A 20,699-nucleotide genomic window follows, 5' to 3' on the forward strand; every position below is an offset into this window, starting at 1 on the left:
ACCGACGAGCCCGTCAAGGAGGACGGATCATGACTTCAGCCCACCTGGCGGCACGACTGGATCGGCTGCCGATCAGCCGGTTCCATCGGCGGGTGCTGTGCGCGCTGGCCGTGGCCTTCGTGTTCGAGTTCGGCGATCTCAACACCTTCGCCTATGTGGCCCCGGCGCTGCAGGCCCACCTACGGCTGTCCGTGCAGGACATCGCGTTCGTGACCTCTGCGTCGTTCCTCGGCATGTTCATCGGAGCGGTGCTCGGCGGCCGGTTCGCCGATCTGCTCGGGCGGCGCCGGGCGCTGTTGGTCTCGGTGGCCGCCTTCTCGGTGTTCTCGCTGCTCAACGCGCTGGTCTCGACGGTGCCCACCCTGGCGGTCGCGCGTCTTCTCACGGGTGTGGGGCTGGCGGCGATGACCGTGGCCGCCACGACCTACATCTCCGAGATCATGCCTGCCGCCCACCGCGGGCGCATGCAGGCGGGCGTGATGGCGATCGGACTGCTGGGAATCCCGATCATGTCGTTCACCGCGTCGGGCGTCATCCCGCTGGGCACGGACGCGTGGCGGTTGGTCTTCGTGTTCGGCGCGCTCGGGCTGGTCGCGCTGCCCTTCATCGGACGGCTGCCGGAGAGCCCCCGCTGGCTGATGTTGCGCAGCGGCGCCGATCGGGCGGAGGAGGTGCTGGCCGCGATCGAGCGCGACGTCGAACGGCAGCACGGTGCGCTTCCCGAGGCGGCGAGCACCGACCCCGCCCCGGCCGTCAGAATTCGCTACCGCCAACTGCTGTCCGGCCGGCTCGGCCGCTGGACCCTGATGCTCGCGGTGGCCTGGGTCTTCCAGACCCTCGGCTTCTACGGGTTCGTGTCCTGGGTGCCGACGTTGCTGGCCGCTCACGGGTTCAGCCTCGTGCACACCCTGACCTTCTCCGCGCTCACGACCCTCGGCGCGGTACCCGGTGCGTTGCTGGCGTGGGGCATCTCGGACAGGTACGGCCGCAAGCTCCCGATCGTGCTGGTGGCCGTCGCCGTCGCGGCGTGCGGGCTCGCCTACGGCCTCACGTTCAACGTGGTCGCCATCGTCGCCTTCGGGTTCTGCGTGAACGCCCTCATCCAGACCTTCGCAGCGCTGCTGTACTCCTACACCCCCGAGCTCTATCCGACGGAACTGCGCAACTCCGGGAACGGTCTCGTCTACGGGCTGGGGCGGCTGAGCAACATCGCCGGCCCGCTCATCGTGGCCGCCGTGTTCACCACCCTCGGCTACCAGGCGGTGTTCGTCTACATCGCCGCCTGCTGGGTCGTCGTCGCCCTCACCGTCGGCCTGTTCGGTCCCCGCACCGGCATGCGCAACCTCGAGGGCATCGCGGAGGACGGTGCCGCACCGACGAGCGTGGGCGGCCGCGAGCTGCGGCCGCTGGGCGAGGAGAGCCCCTCCTACTGAGGCTGGATCCACGGGGGTGGCTCACCGAACGTCGGGATCCTTTCTGCAGGCGGGGCCCTCCAGGCGTCGTCGCTCTCGCGCTACGTCCGGTACCGGAACACGATCCGGCCCCGGTTCAGGTCGTACGGGCTGAGCTCGACGAGCACCCGGTCGAGCAGCACGATCTTGATGTAGTGCTTCCGGATCTTCCCGCTGATGTGCGCGAGCACCTTGTGCCCGTTCTCGAGCTCCACCCTGAAGGTGGCGTTGGGCAGGCAGTCGACGACGGTGCCCTCGACCTCGATGGCTCCTGCTGCCTTCGTCATACGCCACGCACCATTTCCACGGCGCTGCTCACGCGCTGCGCGCCGATGCCCTCGAACAGCGCCGTCGCCGCGCTGTTGCGCTCGTCCACCTCGGCCGACGCCGCCTCGACCCCGCGGCGGTGCAGCGCGCCCAGCACCTGGGCCAGCATCGCCCGGGCGATGCCACGGCGGCGCACACCCTCGCGGACCGCGACCAGCCCGATCCGCGCGTGCCGGCGCCGCGCCACCACCCGGACCAGCCCCACGTACCGATCGGCAGCCTCGGCCACTGCGTACTTCGACGGGTCCATGGGAGCCCCGTACGGCCGGGGCGGCACCTCGACCGGCATAGAGTCCCAGCCCTCGCGGGCGTCGACCTCGGCGCGGACGGCCTCGTAGACCTCGCGCAGCGCGGGCTCCCGCGCAGCACCGAGGCCCAGGATCGTCACGTCCGACGGCGCCTGCGCGGTGTCGAGCCCGGTGACCAGCGGGTCGACGGCGACAAGGTACTCCTGTTCCCGGCGCCGGACGGTGAGGCCTGCCCGCTCCCAGCGGGCCGTCAGGTCGTGGTCGGCCGCGTCGACCATCGTGTGCAGCGGGCTCGGCAGGTCCGCCAGCATCGCGGTCGCGAGCCGGTCGAAGACCGCACCGTGCCAGGTGTCGATGCTGAGGAAGACGCGGCCGTCGGGTCGGCGGGATGCCTCGCTGTGGCCGATCACCACGCCGTCCTCCACGGCCCGCCACCGCAGGTCGTCGAACCGGGTGATCACCGCGTGCGTGCCGACGGTCGGGGGTGCGCCCGCGCTGAAGTGCACGGAGTCCATAGGTTGTGCCCTCTCAGAAGTGCCTGGTGGGAGGCGCTCCTGGCGACACCTGCGTCAGTCGCCCGATCGTGACGGAGAGGGGAGCACCCACGTGCGTTCAACGAGCATGGGTCTCACCTCCACCGGCCGGGTCGCGATCGCGGGCACGGTATCAGCGCGGGCACCCTCGGCCGCCACGGATTTTTCCCGAGAAAGTTCGGAGTGGTCGTCGAAATCCGGTGGGGCCACCCGAAGGACGGGTTGAGGGCCGGATCAACCGGCCCCCCGGCAGAGGGAGCCCCATGCGACGCATCATCGCCTCGACCTACACGACGCTCGACGGATTCATCGACAACCCGCACGAGTGGTCGCTGTCGTACAACGACCCCGGCGCCCAGCAGTGCGCACTGGATCTCACTCTCGGTGCGGATGCCCTCCTGCTCGGCCGGGTGACGTACGCCGGGATGGCCCAGGCATGGCCGCACATGGGCGGCAACCCGTACGCCGACCATGTCAACAAGATCGAGAAGTACGTCGTCGCCTCGGAGCCGGTGGACGTCGAGGCCTGGGGTCCGACCACCGTCATCGCCGGCGATGACGTCCTCGGAGCGGTCGAGCGACTGAAGCGGAGCGTCGGCCAGGACATCCTGATCTGGGGCAACGGTCGACTGACCGACGCCCTGGCCACAGCCGGGCTGCTCGACGAGTACCGCGTCTGGGTCTACCCCGTCATCAAGGGCAGCGGCGAGCCGCTGTTCCGGCCCGAGAGCCGCACCGGCCTCGAGCACATCGGCACCACGACCTTCGAGTCCGGTGTGGTCGTGCTGTCCTACCGCGTCACCGCAGCGTGAAGGAGAACGAGATGAACACCGACGTCACCGCCTACATCGCCCGCACGAAGCCCTGGCAAGCAGAGGTCTGCAACGCTCTGCGCGAGACCGTCCACAGTGGCCTGGAGGTCGAGGAGGTCCTTCAGTACGGCAAGCCGCATTTCGTGCAGGAGGGGAGGAACGTCGCGGTGCTGCACGTAGCCGCCGCTAAGGTCTCGTTCATGGTCTTCGACGCAGGGGACGTCGAACCAGTACCGGGCCTGCTCCGCTCCCTCGGATCCGGCGACCGCAAGGTCGTCGACATCCGGGAGGGCGAGTCCGCCGATCTCCCGTTCATCGCCGATCTGCTGCGCCGCACTGCCGGCCACAACCAGTAGGAGGAACCACCTGTGCGCGTGATGGTGATCACCAAGGGCGATGGTGCCGACGAGGGCAAGGGACAGCCGACGACGGAGATGTTCGAGAAGATGCGGGCCTTCAACGAGCAGCTGGTCAACGCCGGCATCATGCTCGGCGGCGAAGGCCTCCAGCCCAGCGGCGTCGGAGCGAAGGTCGCGTTCTCGAACGCGGGGATCTCGGTCGTCGACGGCCCGTTCACCGAGTCGAAGGAAGTCATCGCCGGCTACTGGATCTGGGAGGTCAGCTCCCTGGCGGAGGCTGTTGAGTGGGCCAGGCGTTGCCCGTTCGATCCCGCGTACGGCGAGACGCAGGTCCTGGAGATCCGGCCGCTGTTCGACATGGCCGACTTCGCCGAAACCGTGGACGGCGAGACCCTCGCCCGCAGCGAGGAGCTGCACGACCGGACCTCGACCGAGTCGAGCCCGTCTCACGGCTGACCGGTGGAACTCCGGGATTCGGTCGACGCGCTCTGGCGGATCGAGGCGCCGCAGCTGATCGCCACGCTCGCCCGGCGCATCGGAAACCTCGACATGGCCGAGGACATCGCCTCCGAGGCGTTCGTCGCAGCCCTGGCGCAATGGCCCGTCGAGGGGGTGCCACCCCGGCCGGGCGCGTGGTTGATGACGACGGCATGGCACAAGGCGATCGACCGGGCCCGGCGCGAGGAGACGGCACGCACGAAGGCGCCGCTCCTCGTCGCCGGGCAGGACGGCGCGCTTCCCGACGTCGCCGCAGAGGCCCTCGACCCGATCCCGGACGACCTGCTCACCATGGTGTTCACCACCTGCCATCCGGTGCTGCCGCCCGAGTCCCGGGTCGCCCTGACCCTGCGGCTGTTCGGAGGCCTGACCACCGACGAGATCGCCCGGGCGTTCCTCGCTCCCTCATCGACCATCGGCCAGCGGATCTCCCGCGCGAAGCGCACGCTGGCCGGAGCCCGCGTGCCGATCGAGGCACCATCGGCCGACGAACTGCCCGGGCGCCTCCGCGCCGTTCTCGAGGTGCTGTACCTGGTGTTCAACGAGGGCTACTCGGCCTCCTCCGGCGAGAGCGTCGTCCGCGCGGACCTCGCGGTCGAAGCAATGCGGATGGGACGGGTCCTGGCCGGGCTGCTGCCGTCCGAGGCCGAGGTCTTCGGCCTGGTCGCACTCATGGAACTGCAGGCCTCCCGGTTCCGTACCCGCACCGACGGGAACGGCATCCCGATCCAGCTCGAGCTCCAGGACCGTCGGCGCTGGGACCGGACCCTCATCGACCACGGCCTCGGCATGCTCGACCGCGCTTTCGGGCTGGCCCGGCCGCTCGGGCCCTACTGCCTACAGGCCGCGATCTCCGCCTGCCACGCCCGCGCCCCCAGCTTCGCCGAGACCGACTGGGTGACGATCCTCGCGCTCTACGACGCGCTCGCCCAGATCACCGCCTCACCGGTGGTCGAGCTGAACCGCACCGTCGCGGTTCTCCACGTCGACGGCCCCGAAGCCGCACTCATCGCCACCGAGCCACTCACCTCCGACCGCAGATTGGCCGGCTACCACCTCCTGGGCGCCGTCCGCGGCGACCTCCTCACCCGCCTCGGCCGGCATCACGAAGCAGCCGCCGAACTCGAGCGAGCCGCCGAACTCGCACCCACGAAGCAAGAGCGACAGCTCCTCCTCGACCGCATGGCTGCAGCACTCAACGTCACCGGTGACTGAGCGAACCTGCTGCAGCTGGAGACCTCGCCGAGGGCTTCGGGACCGGCACCAGCACCGCATCCCATTGCCGGAACACTAGGAGCGGAAGGTCGTCAGCAGCTGCCGCACCTCCCGGCTGACGCGGTCCGGGTCGACGCCCAGCGCGACCAGGGCCTGCGTTGCGACCGTCTCGCCCTCGCCCGCGCGCACGAGGCTGAGCAGGACGTGCTCGGTGCCGACGTAGCTCTGGCCGATCCGCTGAGCCTCGTCCAGCGAGCGCTCCAGCACCTCCCTGGCCCGCGGCCCGAGCGGGACGTCCCCGCTCGGCGCCCGCCGGCCCCGGGGGACGATCCGCTCCACCTGGTCGCGCACACCCTCAAGGGTGATCCCGAGTGATTCGAGGACCTGAGCGGCGACCCCGTTGCCCTCACTCAGGAGGGCGAGCAGGACGTGCTCGGGGCCGACGTGGTCGTGGTCGAGCATCCGGGCCTCGTCCCGGGCCAGGGCGACGACGCGGTGGGCCCGGTCGGTGAACCTGTCCACCCTTGCGAACCCCTCGGTCATCGGGAACGCCTCCTCATCCACCGGCACCGAGCGCACGAACAGTTCGAACGCGTCGTCGTGCACGACGAGCCGCGGCCCTCCAGGACCGAGGTCGGGGAACACGCCGTCGAGGTGGTGGGTGACCAGCCGGCTGAGCGCCATGCTGTACTTCGCCGTCGTGGCCGGTCCGGGCATGCGGATCCCGAGCTCGTCCCGGCCGGGCCAGGACTGGACCTCGACGCCCGGGGGCAGCGCGCCCGCCACCGAGTCGGCGTCGGTCGTGAGGACCGGGAGCTTCGCGAGCCAGTGCGGCCCGTCCGCGGTCATGCTGTCGGCCGACTGTCGGGGCGTCTCGGCGGCCGGGGTCTTCCAGGCGGTGCCGGCCTGCTCCAGGCCGCGCGCGGCGGCCACTCCGCGCAGCCGGCGCACGGTGTCGTGGAACGACCGGTGCGCCCGGTCCCAGTCGTACCACCGCTCGTCGACGACGTGGCCCTCCCAGGTCCCGGCCTCGGCGTGCGGCACCGGGGCCGACAGCACAACCTGGCCGGCGAAGCGATCGGTGCGCACCTCGGGCCAGGACGTGAGGAGACTGCGGGCCTCGTCGATCGCCTGGTCCTCGCGGCGGCGCCGGTGCTCCACCGCCTCCGCGTGGTCGTGCAGCAGCGCCCCGGCGTGATCGAGGTCGTCGAGCGCCCGTCGGACGTCGCGGACAGCGAGACCGGCCTGGCGCAGGGTCGTCACGAGCACGGCCTGCTCCACCTGGTGCATCCCATAGGAGCGGTACCCGGTCTGCTCGTCGACCGAAGCCGGTACGAGCAGGCCCTGGGAGTGGTAGAAGCGCAGCGTCTGCGGCGGCAGGCCGGACACGGCGCTGAACTCGCCGATGGAGAAGTCCACGGCGCCCAGCATGGGGCTTGCAGCAACTACAAGGTCAAGGCGGTGGTGATGGGCGAGCGCCGGATCGCGGGAACGTCGGCCGCGACGGCCGTGTTCTGGCGGACGGTTCGGGGAAGGCGTGCGAGTCGGGTCTGGTGCATGAACGTGCGACATGCACGTGGATCCATCACGCGGAATTCCGCTCGACGTGTACTTGATCTTGTGTCCGAGGGGCGAGATGCGCACTAACCACACGGGTCGTATTGCCATAGTGCACGTTCGGTGCTGGCGGTACTAGTGAATCATTGATAGTGCGGGCATTGGCTCGGGCGCCGACCGCACAACACGCGGCCGCTGCCGCACCCCTGGCTCCTGCAGGATCTGCTCACGAGCGCGGCGTTCCTTACGGCTGTGGGCGAAGCTCACGCGGGCGGTTGGGGACCTCGACTCAGTTTTGCCCGCCCGGACTTCACTCTATGCGGCACCAGCTCGCGCCGCCGCCGAGGGTCGTCCTGGGCAGCAGGAGACGTTGCAAGCGGACTGTAGCGCTGTGCGGGTACGCCGACCGACGATCTGGACGCGTACGGCCCAGTCAGCAACGTCCCCAGCCAAGCGCTCCCTACCGCCGAGAGGCCAGGCGACCACCGGTACGGTGACGTTGGTGTCCACTGCCGCCGAGCCTCCCGCTTGTGCAGCAGCATGCGGCGGAGGTTGCGCGGGTCAACGCCAGAGCCTGGAGGGCGGTCGTCTGAGCGGTCGCAAGGAGCCTCTGGAGGGGTTTCGGGTGTCGAACACCGGTGAGAAGCTGTCCTGGCCAGGTAGCCGGGGTGCGATCTTCACCATGGGCGGAGACCCGCCAGCGAGGAGGCAGCGGGGCATTAGCTGTCACTGCTGCAACTGGGTGCCGTCGATCGACCTGACGTGCCACCCCGCGGCGACGCAGCTTGGCAGGCGTCGAGATCGGTCCGGGCGTAGAGCCGAGCTTCAGACCGGATCGCTGCTGCCGTTCGCTGCTGCGCGTCGCCATCGCTCTGACTTGAGTAGCCACACCATCCGCCGTACTGCGGGACCGCCAAGGTTCGGCCAGACGCGCGTGGCGTCACGGGCAGCCATCTGCGAGAAAAGCGTCGTCCCTCCGTGTTATGAAGAGGTCGTTCGCGAGGGACCACGACGGAAGGCCGAGGTTATCCCGATATGTCACGGTTGGGCGCGGCTGCGACAGCAGCACCGGGACTACCGAAATTCCGATACGTGTGCAGGGTGGGCCGGGAGTGGCACAGAAACCATGGATTTGATTGCATGCAGTGCTCAGCACTTCGGCGCGCGGCCGCGTTATGCGCAAACCGCCGACTGGCGGAGCGCTGTGACAGGAGTTCCAAAATTCTATCACTTGTCGACCCGGCAGAATGTGCCGTCGACTATTGCAGAGGACGGATGAATTGAACTCCACCGGCACGCTTGTACGTCGGCTTTGGAGCCTCTGCAACGTTCTGCGCGACGACGGAATCTCTTACCAGGATTATCTTTCTGAGCTTACCTATCTGCTATTTCTCAAGCTTGCCGACGAGCAGGGAACCGAATTCGAACTGCCGGAGCAGTACAGGTGGTCGAACCTTAGAGTTATTGCAGATCACCAATTGGCAACATTCTACCAGGAGAGTCTTCAGCGGCTGGCTGGTTCGGAGAGCCCTATCATCGCAGACATATTTGCTAATGCAAAGACTAATATCCGAAGCGGGCATTCGCTTTCACGACTCATACGTGCTATTGAGTCGCTAGACTGGTATGGTGCGACTGAAAATGGAATGGGAGACGTCTACGAAGGACTCATTGAAAAGAACGCGCAAGAGTCAAGGTATGGAGCGGGCCAGTACTTCACCCCTCGACCATTGGTCGAAGCGCTTGTTCGGGTAACGGATCCCAAACCGAGCGATGACGTATATGACCCCGCAGCAGGTACGGCCGGATTTCTGGTAGCCGCTGGTCAGCATGCTGCGCTACTGCATAGGCGTCCTCCACAGCTAGTCGGCAATGAGCTGGTGCCAGACGTCCGCCGAATGGCGCTTATGAACCTGCATTTGCATCAACTAAAGGCGGAAATTCATCTGGGCGACACCTTCTCTGTCGCCCCTGAGCGGGCGCAGCACTCCATCTGCTTGACTAATCCGCCCTTTGGGGTCAAGGGTGGTCTCAGTGCGGACCAAACGCGTCTCCTCGACTTTCCCACGAATAACAAGCAGCTAGCCTTCCTTCAGCACATCTACAAAAGCCTTAAAGTCGGAGGTAGAGCGGCTGTTGTCGTTCCTGAGAATGTTCTTTTTGAAGGTGGTGCTGGCGCCTTGGTGCGTACCCACCTTCTCAACCATTTCAACCTCCACACTATTCTTAGGCTTCCTACCGGAATCTTCTATGCCACGGGAGTCAAGACCGCAGTTCTGTTCTTTGCCCGTACAACGAGCACGGCAAGTACGTGGGTATATGATCTAAGATCGAACGGCGAGACATTCACGAAACGGCGTCAGCTTGAAAGAGCTCATCTTCAAGGGTTCGTGGCCGCATATGGGAGCGACCCGCTCGGCGAAGCCAGGCGGACTCGGTCAGCTGGCTTCCAAGAATTTTCTCGTGAGGAAATACGCGCCGGCGAGGACCGGCTAGACTTCGAAGTTGGACAGGGAGACGTCGGGCCGATTGACTCACCTGTCGCAAGGCTCGAGCTGATCACAAAGGAGCTTGAGGGGGCGGTGGAGGCAGCACGTGAGATGCGTGCTCTACTCACAGGAAAGACACCTCTGTGACCGACCAATCCGTTCTTGGGCCACTGCCTCCAGCATGGGCTTTATGCAAGGTGGGCGAAGCTGGCGAATGTTCTGTTGGACAAGCGAAGAAGGCTGCGTCGTCTGGCGACAATCTTCCGTACGTCCGGGCAGCAAACATTGATGACCAGGAGCTCAATCTTACTGACATAGCAACTATGCCCTTCGTCGACGCCAAGCGACATGAGCTTCGTCCAGGCGACGTGCTCTTGACCGAAGGCTCAGGCAGTAGGAGTCTCGTAGGAAGGTCGGCCCTGTACCGAGGTCAATTGGCGCCGCTCTATATGCAAAACTCTGTGCTGAGGTTCAGGCCACGGCCGGGAGTCCATCCAGAGTATGCATTACTGGTGTTGCGGGCATACCAGAAGAACGGCGTATTTGCTAGGGTTGCGAGAGGGTCATCAGGAATATCGCATTTGAGTCTTGGGCGTCTCCGTGAGCTTCCCTTTCCTCTCCCGCCACTGAGCGTCCAGCATTCGATTGCTTCAGTAGCGCAAGCAATCCAAGATAACTTGGATATCATAAATAGAACAGCAGGGTATGTTTCTTTTGCGTTGGAGAACATACTCCGCGAGATTCGCAACTTTGAGATCTTAGGCGAGGATCAATCGACATGGGTCGGCGGCACGATTGGAACGTCGCCATGGCCGGTCTGGTCGGCTGCCGAGATCGTAGATCGATCAGCTCCTATCGTCTACGGCATCGTCCAGCCCGGGCCAGATATCGTGGACGGAATTCCGTATATCAGGGGCCAGGATCTCCAAGAAGGTCATATCCTTACCGACCAGCTGCGCAGGACAAGCGCTGAAGTGGCGGCGCGATACTCGCGCTCTAGTCTCCGAGCTGATGATGTGCTCCTAGGCATCATTAGGCATACTCGTGTAGCCATCGTTCCGCCAGAGCTCGATGGCGCTAACATCACCCAGGGAACTGCGCGGTTGAGGCCAGGGTCCAAAGTGTCAAGCAGCTACCTGGCGCATTGGCTTTCAGGTGCGGCGGCCCAAGGATGGCTAAAGGCGCAAATGCGGGGCATCGACATGCCCGGACTCAATCTGCGGGATGTTCGTCGCGCGCCGATTCCTGTGCCTGATTTGGCGACTCAGGCTCGAATCTCGGGACGGCTAGACAGTGTCATTGGTGAAGCATCTGTCTTGATTGCGCGCCTACAACGACTTTCGACCGAGCTTCCTCAATTGGAGGCAGAGCTGTTGCAGGCTGCCGCGTACGGTGATTTGGCGGCAAGATCCAGCGAGGCTATGCTGGGGCGGGATTCAGATCAAGCGCAGGGCCTGCTCAATGAAATTCGGTCAGAAATATCGAAAACTTCTGATAATGCCTCCTCTGAGGGACGGAAGAAGCGAATGGCTCGAAGCCGAGGGAACCTGGAGACAGTTACTGCCGCGGAGATCCTGGCGGCACTCGAGACGTCGTCCGGCGCGCAGACACCAGGGGATCTCTTCGCAAAGCTTAAACTCGCTGAAGCGGCAGTTGATTCATTTTATTCAGGCTTACGTGAACTTGCACACCAGCATAAACTGCAAGTCTTGAGGCCTGACAGTTCGACGGTTCTCTTAGAGTTGATGACTTAGCATGAGGCTTCTGGAGCTCTCCATACCGAACTTCAAAAATCTGCATGATTTCTCGATTGATTTCGATCGAGAGTCACCAGTGACTGTTCTTGTAGGAAGAAATGGGGCAGGCAAGTCAAATGTCCTAGAAGCTATCACGCTTATTTTCCGTGATTTGGATCTAGGTCAACCGGCGAGTCTTGATTATCGCATATCATATGAATGTCGCGAGCGCCTGATCACGGTCGCCGGCACGGCAGGACAGCGAGGTGTGGAGGCAACAATCGATGCTCATACGTTGCCCTCAAACAAAATTGTTGGCGAAGGAGGACGTAATGCGCGGCCTGATTTCGTCTTTGGATACTATTCAGGTCCATCTAATCGACTAGAGGGCCACTTTATCCAACATCAAGAGCGTTTTTATCGAGACCTTGTCAATGGAGTTGAGAATCCATTGCGGCCGTTGTTCTATGCGCGTGCCGTGCACTCGAACTTCGTTCTTTTGGCGTTTTTTCTCGAAGAAGATCCGGACGTGCGCCACTTCCTGGTAGAGCATCTCGGAATTGACCACCTGGATTCTGTTCTGTTCGAGATGCAAAAGCCGAACTGGAACAGCCGAGCCGGAGATCCTCGCTTCTGGAATGCCCGAGGTATCGTGCAGGGATTCCTTGATAATCTTTACAGTCTTGCCCTCGCACCGATGCGCCTGGAGCCACGTGTGCGTGTGGGCAACCGAAGACCTGTCAGAGTGGAGCACCTGTATCTTTACCTTTCAAGCATGGAGGATGTTCGAAGGCTTCGTGGCTACTACTCCTCAAACCAAGAGTTCTTTAAAGCGCTAGAGAGCACGTACATATCCGATCTGATATTCGATGTGAGAATCCGTGTCGCACTTGGTCGGTCACGCGGCGCTCTAACGTTCCGAGAGCTAAGTGAGGGCGAGCAGCAGCTCTTGCTGGTCCTAGGGCTAATGCGGTTTACGCGCGAGGAGGAATCTCTCTTTTTGCTCGACGAGCCGGATACGCACCTCAATCCTGCCTGGAGTGCGCAGTATCGTGTGTTCTTGGAACGATTTGGCGGACTAGGGCCAACTTCGCATGTCCTGATGGCAACACATGATCCGCTCGTAGTGAGTGCGATGACTCGGCACGAGGTTCGGATCCTTGAGAGGGGCGAAGAGTCGATTATTCGTGCGCTTGAGCCTCTTGAAGATCCACAGGGCATGGGCGTGGGGAGCCTGTTGACAAGCGATGTTTATGGGCTCCGGGCCCCGGTGGATATCGTAACGCTCGAGAGGCTCGAGCGGAAGCGTTTCCTGTCCGCAAAGAGCGATCCACTCACAGGGGACGAAGCGGCTGAGCTGTCGAAGTTGGACGCCTACTTGTCCGGGTTGGGCATGTTACTCGAAGATCGTGACCCCGATTATCAGGAATACCTAAGGGCGCGCTATAGAACTGCCGCGGACTTGGAGTCTCACTCGGATACTAGAACTCAACAGGACGTGGAAGAAGATCGTGAGATCGCTGCTGCAGTTGTGCAGCGAGTGCTAGGTCGGCAGGTTCCGAAGAAGAGCGAAGGCTGAAGGCAAAACTAGGGTGCGATTTGTCGATACTGAGCGGGCAGAGGAAATCATCCCCGGGGAATGGTTGAGGACTGCCGCGGAGGCCATCAGCAATATCGACGTAGAAGAGGAGGCGGAGGCCAGAAAGAACTGGATGCGGCGTGCGGCTGCTCTCTGGCAGGAAGCAAAGCCATACCTTGCGAAGGTGATGGACGGAAAGTGCTGGTACTGCGAAACTAAGGATAGTCGGTCCGACAATGCAGTCGATCACTTCAGGCCAAAAAGTCACTACTGGTGGCTCGCTGCGCGGTTCGAAAACTTCCGCTTCGCGTGCACATATTGCAACAGCAGGCGAATAGATCGAGAGTATAGGACTGAAGGTGGCAAGCAGGACAGCTTTCCACTCTTCGACGAGTCGAATCGAGCAAAATCATCGGGCGACTCCCTTGATCGCGAGGGCCCAATTCTCATCGATCCATGCAAGTTCCTCGATCCGCGACTTCTGTGGTTTGATGAGACCGGTTTGCCGTCGGTCAATCCCGAGTATGAAACCGAAGAAGTTAAAGCGCGGGTCAAAGTATCAACCCGGCTATACCATTTAGACCACGCGCCGTTGGTGGCGGCACGTCGTCGGAAATTTCTTGAGGTTCATCGCCGATGTACCGTTGGTGATGCAATATATAAGGTTTATGAAGAGACGCGCGATCACGTCGAGCTTGAGAGATGGAGCCATGAGGTCGCGGCCGTATTTCGGCTCATTGACCGGGCGTCAGAATATTCTGCCGCCGCGCGGTGTGCACTTCTTGGATTGCGGAGTCGAAGCCCAACGGCGCAGGCGGCGCTGGAATGCTAGGAAGTAGTCGAGCGGTGGTGGTGGGCTATAAAGTTGCTCGCTGCGGGTCGAGAAGGCCCGCACGGAGTGAGCGCGTGGGTACGTGCTGCCGGCGAGGAGCGAGTCATCTCACCGTAGGGGTTCCGGCGGGCGGAACCCAGTTCGGATCGTCCGGGTCAAGCAGCTTCTCGTGCGTGTCGCGGTCGAACAAATCTGACGCGCGAAAGGCGGCGCGCTAAGCGGTGTTTCGTGACTGGTTTATGTCGATGTCGGTGCTCTCAACCTTCAAGTCGGCAAGTGTGCGGTACGGCTGACCAGAAGTGAGTCGATCACCCCGATTTATTGAGTGTTGATGTGTAAAGCTGCTTCCGTAAGGCTTCGATGTTCCAGCGCATATGGCCGCCTGGTGTTCTGAGGTTGGGGGTTATCTTTCCCTCTGATTCCCAACGGGCGATACTGCGGGCGCTGATGCCGAGAGCCTTCGCGGCCTCGGAGGTAAGCACGAGGTCGCCCCGGCACTCGGCAAGTATCGAGGCTAGTGCGTATGGTTTCTGATCTGTGACTCGTTTGTCGCGATTGACTCGATTCCTCGGAGGCTGTCGTGGTCGCAAGCCTGCCGACCTCGGCGCAGTTTGGAGCTGCCTACGAGGGCGTCTGCCGGGGTAGGCGCTGGTTGAATCAGACTGCCGGGCGGAGCCGTCTCTGCTGCTAGGGTGCGGTTTATGGATCTCGGCGAAGCCGCAGCACGTCGGTCCCTGGAAGAGGCTTGTGGCAGGCTTGGCGTCGCATCAGGTTCGGTTGAGTTGATCCGAGTCGGCACCAACGCTGTATTCCGTGTCGGTGGCGGCGTCATCGGGCGGGTCGTGCGGGACGAGGGGAACGAGCCGGACGTCGAGCGGCAAGTAGCCGTCGCGCGCTGGCTGGAGTCCGTGGGGTTCCCGGCCAACCGTGCGCTGGCCGTGGATCAGCCGGTAAAGGTTGGCGGCACGCTCGTGACGTTGTGGGAGTCGGTCTGCGACGGGGAGGTTTACGCGCCCATCGCCGATGTCGCCGCGGTGATCAGGCGCCTTCACGCGCTGGGATTGCCGCCCGACATCGATCTGCCGAGCTGAAGCCGTTCGGCGTTGAGGCGGATCCGCTCCCAGACTTCCCTGGCCTCAACGACGATGACGCCACGCTCCTACGCTCGCGGATCGAGTGGGCACGTCGGGAGTTCGACCGTCTCCCATTCGCGCTGCCGCGAGGAGTCATCCACGGCGACGCGAATGTGGGCAACGTGTTGAGTGGCCAGGATGGCCTGCCGGTCGTCATCGACCTCGACAGCTTCGCCGTCGGCCCGCGAGAGTGGGATCTCATCCAGACGGCGATCTTCTACGACCGTTTCGGATGGCACACTGCCGAGGAGTACCGCACGTTCGTCGACGTCTACGGCTACGACATCATGACGTGGCGCGGATACTCGGACCTCGCTGACATGCGCGAGGTCGCGATGGTGACGTGGCTGAGTAAGAAGGCCGCCGAGTCGAGTGGTGCCGCGGCGGAGGCGAAGAAGCGTATCAACGCGATGCGAACCGGCGGAAGTCGACGTGACTGGGGGCTTTCTAGCTCGCGCTCGGTGTCCATAGCCGGGATCCCTGGACTCGCGATACGAATTCACGGGCCTCGGCGCTCCGCCGGTATCGCACGAGTCGTTGCTGGAACTCGGTGACGTAGGTACGGCATCGAACCGAGTCGAGCGTTTCGCCGACGATGATGGCCTTCTCGGCGACGCGGCAACCTTCCTCGACTTGTCCTCGGTCCACGTGCGCGTCGGCGAGGACCATCGCCACGAAGAAGTCACTCCGCGCGTAGTCACCCGATGCGGAAGCCAGCGCGTCGGTGGCGGTGGCGTGCCGGATCGCCTCATCTGGCCTGCCGAGGTCGCGATAGCAGTGGCCAAGCTCGGCCGACATTTCAGCGCTATCGAATTACTGGATCCCCTCCGGGCCGTCGCCGGCGACGTGGCGGTCAAAGAGTTCGACGGCACTGCCCATGGCGCGCTCACGGGCTTCGGCGTCGCCTGTCCTCGCCAGTGCGCGAGCCTCCATGATATGGATATGCGCGGTGAGGATCGGTGCGGGGATCGACTCTGTGCCGAGTCGCGCCGAGCGCGCCATGTTGGCCGCTTCGCGATACCGGCCGAGGAAGCTTGCTTGATGGCTCATTGCGTCGAGGATGGACGCAGCAAGAAGGCGATCCTCGGCCGCGTCGGCGAGGCTCAGCGCCTGGATGAAGTACCGCTGTGCGAGGCCGTGCAACCCCGCGTCGTACGACTTCCACGCGGTGAGCTCGACGAGTTCTCCGGCCGCGGCGAAGAGCTCTCGCCGCACGTCGGCCGCTCCGCTTGCTCGGAGCAGGCGCGGAAGGTCGGTACGCAGGTACTGCACGAGCGCGTTGCGCGCGTGCGCACCGCCGAAGGTGCTGTCGAGCAGGTCGAACGTCTGGCGCATCGCGCGGAGACGGACGACGTCGGCGGCGCCGACCATCGCGGGGCCGGGCAGCTCGGCAAGCGGCTTCTGTGATCGCACGAGCCATCGACCGACGCGTCGTTCCAGGCGCCCACGTTCGTGCTGGATCCGGCCACGGCGTTGCCCGACAGGTCGGCGGCGAGCAGATCGGCCATGCTGGCAACGCCCTCTTCTGGCTGCTCGAGATAGTTCAGGCCGACATCGGGGGAGGTCGTGCTGTCGATGCTGAAGCCCAGCTCGTCCACCGCAACGATCCGGCCGAGCCGGGCGACCAGTGCCTCTCGGATGGCCTCGCGTCTCTCGTCGTCTCGTGGGGTCACACCGCTCAGCCAGCGGCCGACGTAGGTGTGGTTGTATGCCCGCCCGGCGCGGAGTGCTGCCGGAGCTTCCGTGACCGCCCGCGCGAATCGCTTCTTACCGATCTTCCCGTCACGGTCGAGGTACCCGGCTTCAATCACGAGCGCGGCGAGGCGTTCGTTCGTGGCCATCGGCCGCCCCCCTCGTCCGGTGTGCCCGCGAGCGTCCAAGTGTGCCCTCAAGTGATCCCTGTTGGCGGGCATTCCAGAAATCCAGTCTCGACGGCATGAGTGAACCAGGTCCGAGCACTGATCTCTTCGAGCGTGACGCCGTGCGTCTCGGCCCGTTCGGCACCGACCCGGTCGACCTGCTGCCGCACGTGTGCCTGCGGCGGACGGCTCGTGGCGGAACGGTGAGGAGATCCGGGCTTACAGCGCTGCGTGGTTGGTTGGCGCGCTGGCGATCGCTGGCGTGAAGCTCGGCGAGCAGGACCGTGCGGTCGTTGTGCTCATCGCCGATGACGGCTGGCCGACCGTGCAGGTGGTCGCCGGGTGGGTCACGCGCCCGTGGCGGGCACACGGTGACTGCACAACGTGCCGTGTTCGCGCCGAAATGGACCGCCATCCGCTCGGCGGCTGACGAGGACACAGCCGGTCGGGCGGATAAGGCGCCAGACCTCATCTGAACGGCCCATTTGCGGCCGGGCCACCGTGAAGCCTGGACAGCAACCATGTGGCCCGACCCTGGGAACGCGAGTCCCCGATGCCAGAAGGTATCGGGGTATTCGTGCTGCGCGCGAGTGCTCCGACGAAAAGGGAGCACACGTATGTCTACGAATCGACTCAATCGCGCCAATCTCGCCAAGTACGACGCGATTTCCATCGATCAGTCCGCAGTCGAGGGCAACGAAGAGTCATTGGTCGTCATCGCCGAACGGTTGGATCGGCGGTCCTCCCCCGGCCGCAGTATCGCCAGGAGTGTACGGCTGACCGGCACGTGCCCATCCGCGCGGCGGCCTGATCAGAACCGCCACCGGCTCGCCGATGGCTGGCAGGGCAGCACGGCGCGGTCGATCTTGGACAACCTGCGCTACACCGGCTTCGCGTTCTTCGGGCGGTGGACCAGGAAGGAGATGCTGCTCGATCCCGACGATGTGGCAGCCGGTCACGTCACCCGATTGCGCCGGGCCGCGCCCGACCGCATCGTGCGCTCGCGCCATCCGGCACATTCGGCGATCGTGTCGGTGGAGGACTTCACGCAGGCTGCACTGCTCCGGCGATCCAAAGCGGCAGGGGGACTCCAGACGGCGCGCAAGACGGAGCGCAGCGGTCGGCGAACGACCCGGAACTACCTGTTCCGAGGACGTATCCGGTGCGGCGAGTGCGGCGGGAAGATGGAGGCCAGTCCCCGTGCGCACGGGATGTACTACCGGTGCCCCGCGCGGACATTGGCACCCGGATCGCCGGCGCTGGCGTCGCATCCGCCCGCCGTGTATCTCCGAGAGGACCCGTTGCGGGATGCGGTGAACTCATGGATCGGTCATCTTTTCGCCCCGGCAAACGTCGACCGGACCGTTGCGGCGCTCGTCGCTTCGCAGGAGGGCCGATCTGAGTTGCTCGGGCACACCGCGGCGACGAAGCGGCTGGCCGACGCCGAGGCGCGCCTGCGCCGCTTCCAGGCGGCCATCGCGTCGGGCATCGATCCGGCCGCGCTGGTCGACGCGATCAACGAGGCCCAGGCCCAGCGGGTCGCCGCGCGGGCGGAACTGGACGGCACTCCGGCGCCGAACATGCTCACCGATGCCGAGGTGTACGCCATGGTCGACTCGCTCGGCGGCGTGGGTGCGGCGCTCTCCGACGCCCGGGAGGACAGCCTCGCGAACCTCTACACCGGTCTCGACCTGCAAGTTCGCTACGAGTCGACGGTGAACACCGCCGACGTGAGCATCCGCATGGGAAGACAGGTGAATAGTGCTGGTGTCCGAGGGGGGACTTGAACCCCCACGCCCGTTAAAGGGCACTAGCACCTCAAGCTAGCGCGTCTGCCATTCCGCCACTCGGACAAGCTGCGTGACCTCCCGGTCGCGCGAGGAAGAGGATAGCTCACGCGCGCCGAGGCTCCGCGCCGGGACCTCCGGTGGTAGGAAGATCGGCGTGACCAGCGATATCGCAGCCGAGGACGAGGTCGTCGAGCTGGCTTCGGAACTCATCCGGATCGACACGACCAACACCGCCGACCCCGCCACGACGGTCGGGGAGCGGGAGGCCGCGCAGTACGTGGCGGCGAAGCTCACCGAGGTCGGGTTCGAGGTCGAGGTGGTCGAGTCGGGCGGCCCGCGGCGCGACAACGTGATCTGCCGGCTCAAGGGCGCCGACCCGGAGCGGGGGGCGCTGCTCGTGCACGGGCACCTCGACGTGGTGCCGGCCGACCCGTCCGAGTGGTCGGTGCACCCGTTCTCGGGCGCCGTGCAGGACGGCTACGTGTGGGGCCGCGGCGCCGTGGACATGAAGGACATGGTGGCGATGACGATCGCGGTCGCGCGCCGGTTCAAGCGCGACGGCGTGGTGCCGCCCCGGGACATCGTGTTCGCCTTCCTGGCCGACGAGGAGGCCGGCGGGCGGCTCGGGGCCCAGTGGCTCGCCGCGAACCGGCCCGACCTGTTCGAGGGCTGCACCGAGGCCGTCGGCGAGGTGGGTGGGTTCTCCCTGACCCTCGCCGAGGACCGGCGCGTGTATCTCATCGAGGCCGCCGAGAAGGGCATCGCCTGGATGCGGCTGCAGGCCCGCGGGAGGCCCGGCCACGGGTCGTTCCTCCACGACGACAACGCCGTCACCAAGGTCGCGGAAGCCGTCGCCCGGCTGGGCAACCACAAGTTCCCGCTGGTGCTCACCGACACCGTCCGCGCGTTCCTCGAGCAGATGGCCGAGCTCACCGGGCTGGAGTTCCCGGAGGACGACCTGGAGGGGGCGATCGCGAAGCTCGGGCCGCTCTCGCGGATCGTCGGCGCCACGATCCGCGACACCGCCAACCCGACGATGCTCTCGGCCGGCTACAAGGCCAACGTCATCCCCTCGTCAGCCGAGGCGGTCGTCGACTGCCGCGTGCTGCCCGGCCGGGAGGAGGCGTTCCTCCGCGAGGTGGACGAGCTGCTCGGCCCGGACGTGACCCGGGAGTGGGTGACCAACCTGCCGGCGGTGGAGACACCGTTCGGTGGCCCGCTCACTGACGCGATGGCCGCCGCGCTGCGCACCGAGGACCCCGGCGCCGTCACCGTGCCGTACATGCTCTCCGGCGGCACCGACGCGAAGTCGTTCCAGGACCTCGGCATGAACTGCTACGGCTTCGCCCCGCTGCGGCTCCCGCCGGACCTGGACTTCGCCTCCCTGTTCCACGGCATCGACGAGCGGGTGCCGGTCGACTCGCTGAAGTTCGGTGCGCGCGTGCTCGACACCTTCCTGAGGAGCTGCTGATGGACCTGACGGGCAAGGCGGCGCTGGTCACCGGAGGGGCGTCGGGGATCGGCGCCGCCGCGGTGCGCAGGCTCGCCGCCGCGGGGGCCGTCGTCGCGGTCGCCGACCGGGACGAGGCCGGCGCGCGGGCGCTCGCCGAGGAGGTGGGCGGGCTCGCCCTGCCCGGCGACGCGTCGGACCCGGACACGATGACGATGGCCGTCGACGTGGCCGAGGACGCGTTCGGCCGGCTCAACATCGTGCTGCTCAACGCGGGCGTCACCGCGGGCCAGTCGGGCATCGAGAACCTCGACCTGGCCGCGTACCGGCGGATCGTCGGCGTCAACATCGACCACGTGGTCTTCGGGCTGACGGCGGCCGTGCCGGCGCTGCGCCGGGCGGGCGGGGGCACCATCGTCGCCACGGCGTCGCTGGCCGGGCTCGTCGCCATGCCCGGCGACGCGCTCTACACGATGACGAAGCACGCCGTGGTGGGGTACGTCCGCTCCGCGGCGCCCACGCTGGCGCCGGAGGGGATCCGGGTGAACGCGGTGTGCCCGGGCTTCGCCGACACCCCGCTGATCGCGAAGGCGAAGGACCGGTTCGGGGACTTCCCGCTGCTCAGCGCGGAGGACGTCGCCACGGCGATCGAGGCGGTTCTCGAACGCGGGGAGCCGGGGGAGTGCTGGTTCGTCCAGCCCGGTCGCGAGCCCGCGCCGTACGCCTTCCGCGGGGTACCGGGCCCGAAGAGCGGCACCCCGCCCCCCGAAGACGTGACGTGGAAGGACCACTAGCGAGCCAGGGAAGCACTGCCGAGGTTCAGGAAAGCCA

16 protein-coding genes, 1 tRNA gene and 5 pseudogenes are annotated in these 20,699 nt (G+C 65.3%); 15 read left to right on the forward strand and 7 right to left on the reverse strand.

Annotated elements, in window-relative coordinates; all coding sequences use genetic code 11:
• Positions 1 to 29: 29 nt before the first annotated feature.
• Positions 30 to 1,433, forward strand: coding sequence for an MFS transporter (locus ACQPZA_RS07370; RefSeq protein WP_433279534.1), 1,404 nt, complete (start codon positions 30 to 32; stop codon positions 1,431 to 1,433).
• Between the two features lie 80 nt (positions 1,434 to 1,513).
• On the opposite strand, the gene infA is transcribed toward ACQPZA_RS07370, so the two are convergent.
• Complete coding sequence (gene infA / locus ACQPZA_RS07375) at positions 1,514 to 1,738, reverse strand: translation initiation factor IF-1 (RefSeq protein WP_169395862.1); 225 nt, start codon at positions 1,736 to 1,738, stop codon at positions 1,514 to 1,516.
• The gene (locus ACQPZA_RS07380) at positions 1,735 to 2,541 is read right to left on the reverse strand and encodes a GNAT family N-acetyltransferase (RefSeq protein WP_433279536.1); all 807 of its coding nucleotides are present in this window, start codon (positions 2,539 to 2,541) and stop codon (positions 1,735 to 1,737) included. Before ACQPZA_RS07380 ends, infA begins: the two co-directional genes overlap by 4 nt.
• Positions 2,542 to 2,822: 281 nt before the next feature.
• Between ACQPZA_RS07380 and ACQPZA_RS07385 the strand changes: the two genes are divergently transcribed.
• The 4 genes from ACQPZA_RS07385 to ACQPZA_RS07400 are packed head-to-tail and all read left to right on the forward strand — an operon-like array spanning position 2,823 to position 5,443.
• Entirely contained in the window at positions 2,823 to 3,371 is a 549-nt protein-coding gene (locus ACQPZA_RS07385) for a dihydrofolate reductase family protein (protein ID WP_169395860.1), read from the forward strand.
• An 11-nt stretch (positions 3,372 to 3,382) separates the two neighbouring features.
• The gene (locus ACQPZA_RS07390; RefSeq protein WP_433279539.1) at positions 3,383 to 3,727 is read left to right on the forward strand and encodes a DUF1801 domain-containing protein; all 345 of its coding nucleotides are present in this window, start codon (positions 3,383 to 3,385) and stop codon (positions 3,725 to 3,727) included.
• 21 nt (positions 3,728 to 3,748) lie between these two features.
• Positions 3,749 to 4,186: a YciI family protein gene (locus ACQPZA_RS07395; RefSeq protein WP_433282707.1), complete on the forward strand. Its 438-nt coding sequence runs from the start codon at positions 3,749 to 3,751 to the stop codon at positions 4,184 to 4,186.
• A 3-nt stretch (positions 4,187 to 4,189) separates the two neighbouring features.
• Entirely contained in the window at positions 4,190 to 5,443 is a 1,254-nt protein-coding gene (locus tag ACQPZA_RS07400; protein WP_433279541.1) for an RNA polymerase sigma factor, read from the forward strand.
• Between the two features lie 81 nt (positions 5,444 to 5,524).
• On the opposite strand, the pseudogene ACQPZA_RS07405 reads toward ACQPZA_RS07400, so the two are convergent.
• Together ACQPZA_RS07405 and ACQPZA_RS07410 are read right to left on the reverse strand one after the other, a co-directional pair.
• Positions 5,525 to 5,986 (reverse strand): annotated as a pseudogene (locus tag ACQPZA_RS07405) (Clp protease N-terminal domain-containing protein); the annotation flags it as partial.
• Positions 5,987 to 6,658: 672 nt separating this feature from the next.
• Positions 6,659 to 7,111: pseudogene (locus ACQPZA_RS07410) on the reverse strand (MerR family transcriptional regulator); the annotation flags it as partial.
• 1,169 nt (positions 7,112 to 8,280) lie between these two features.
• On the opposite strand from ACQPZA_RS07410, the gene ACQPZA_RS07415 reads away from it, so the two are divergent.
• The 5 genes and pseudogenes from ACQPZA_RS07415 to ACQPZA_RS07435 all read left to right on the forward strand — a co-directional run bounded on the left by ACQPZA_RS07415 (position 8,281) and on the right by ACQPZA_RS07435 (position 13,636).
• Positions 8,281 to 9,636, forward strand: coding sequence for an N-6 DNA methylase (locus tag ACQPZA_RS07415; protein ID WP_433279542.1), 1,356 nt, complete (start codon positions 8,281 to 8,283; stop codon positions 9,634 to 9,636).
• 50 nt (positions 9,637 to 9,686) lie between these two features.
• A pseudogene (locus ACQPZA_RS07420) lies at positions 9,687 to 10,169 on the forward strand (restriction endonuclease subunit S); the annotation flags it as partial.
• A 39-nt stretch (positions 10,170 to 10,208) separates the two neighbouring features.
• Entirely contained in the window at positions 10,209 to 11,243 is a 1,035-nt protein-coding gene (locus ACQPZA_RS07425; protein WP_433282709.1) for a restriction endonuclease subunit S, read from the forward strand.
• Between the two features lies 1 nt (position 11,244).
• Positions 11,245 to 12,345, forward strand: a pseudogene (locus ACQPZA_RS07430) (AAA family ATPase); the annotation flags it as partial.
• A gap of 472 nt (positions 12,346 to 12,817) precedes the next feature.
• On the forward strand, positions 12,818 to 13,636 hold the full coding sequence (locus tag ACQPZA_RS07435) for an HNH endonuclease (RefSeq protein ID WP_433279544.1): 819 nt from the start codon (positions 12,818 to 12,820) through the stop codon (positions 13,634 to 13,636).
• A gap of 308 nt (positions 13,637 to 13,944) precedes the next feature.
• Here the strand turns inward: ACQPZA_RS07435 and ACQPZA_RS07440 are convergent, their stop codons facing one another.
• Complete coding sequence (locus ACQPZA_RS07440) at positions 13,945 to 14,118, reverse strand: MerR family DNA-binding transcriptional regulator (protein WP_433279546.1); 174 nt, start codon at positions 14,116 to 14,118, stop codon at positions 13,945 to 13,947.
• Positions 14,119 to 14,337: 219 nt separating this feature from the next.
• On the opposite strand from ACQPZA_RS07440, the pseudogene ACQPZA_RS07445 reads away from it, so the two are divergent.
• A pseudogene (locus ACQPZA_RS07445) lies at positions 14,338 to 15,323 on the forward strand (phosphotransferase family protein).
• A gap of 259 nt (positions 15,324 to 15,582) precedes the next feature.
• Here the strand turns inward: ACQPZA_RS07445 and ACQPZA_RS07450 are convergent.
• Positions 15,583 to 16,182 carry a hypothetical protein gene (locus tag ACQPZA_RS07450; RefSeq protein ID WP_433279548.1) on the reverse strand — a complete coding sequence of 200 codons (600 nt, stop codon included), beginning with the start codon at positions 16,180 to 16,182 and terminating at the stop codon, positions 15,583 to 15,585.
• A gap of 708 nt (positions 16,183 to 16,890) precedes the next feature.
• On the opposite strand from ACQPZA_RS07450, the gene ACQPZA_RS07455 reads away from it, so the two are divergent.
• Positions 16,891 to 17,058, forward strand: coding sequence for a hypothetical protein (locus tag ACQPZA_RS07455; protein WP_433279550.1), 168 nt, complete (start codon positions 16,891 to 16,893; stop codon positions 17,056 to 17,058).
• A 187-nt stretch (positions 17,059 to 17,245) separates the two neighbouring features.
• The gene (locus ACQPZA_RS07460; RefSeq protein WP_433279552.1) at positions 17,246 to 18,415 is read left to right on the forward strand and encodes a recombinase zinc beta ribbon domain-containing protein; all 1,170 of its coding nucleotides are present in this window, start codon (positions 17,246 to 17,248) and stop codon (positions 18,413 to 18,415) included.
• Here the strand turns inward: ACQPZA_RS07460 and ACQPZA_RS07465 are convergent.
• Positions 18,394 to 18,481, reverse strand: a tRNA-Leu gene (locus ACQPZA_RS07465). The two genes, ACQPZA_RS07460 and ACQPZA_RS07465, sit on opposite strands and share 22 nt — an antisense overlap.
• Positions 18,482 to 18,572: 91 nt before the next feature.
• Here ACQPZA_RS07465 and ACQPZA_RS07470 point away from each other — a divergent pair.
• Both ACQPZA_RS07470 and ACQPZA_RS07475 read left to right on the forward strand, forming a co-directional pair.
• Positions 18,573 to 19,889 (forward strand): M20/M25/M40 family metallo-hydrolase, encoded by a 1,317-nt coding sequence (locus tag ACQPZA_RS07470; protein ID WP_433279553.1) that lies wholly within the window; start codon positions 18,573 to 18,575, stop codon positions 19,887 to 19,889.
• Positions 19,889 to 20,662, forward strand: coding sequence for an SDR family oxidoreductase (locus ACQPZA_RS07475; protein ID WP_433279555.1), 774 nt, complete (start codon positions 19,889 to 19,891; stop codon positions 20,660 to 20,662). Before ACQPZA_RS07470 ends, ACQPZA_RS07475 begins: the two co-directional genes overlap by 1 nt.
• The last annotated feature ends 37 nt before the right edge of the window (positions 20,663 to 20,699 follow it).

This window comes from Pseudonocardia xinjiangensis, from assembly GCF_050948425.1.
Taxonomy (GTDB): Bacteria; Actinomycetota; Actinomycetes; order Mycobacteriales; family Pseudonocardiaceae; genus Pseudonocardia; species Pseudonocardia xinjiangensis.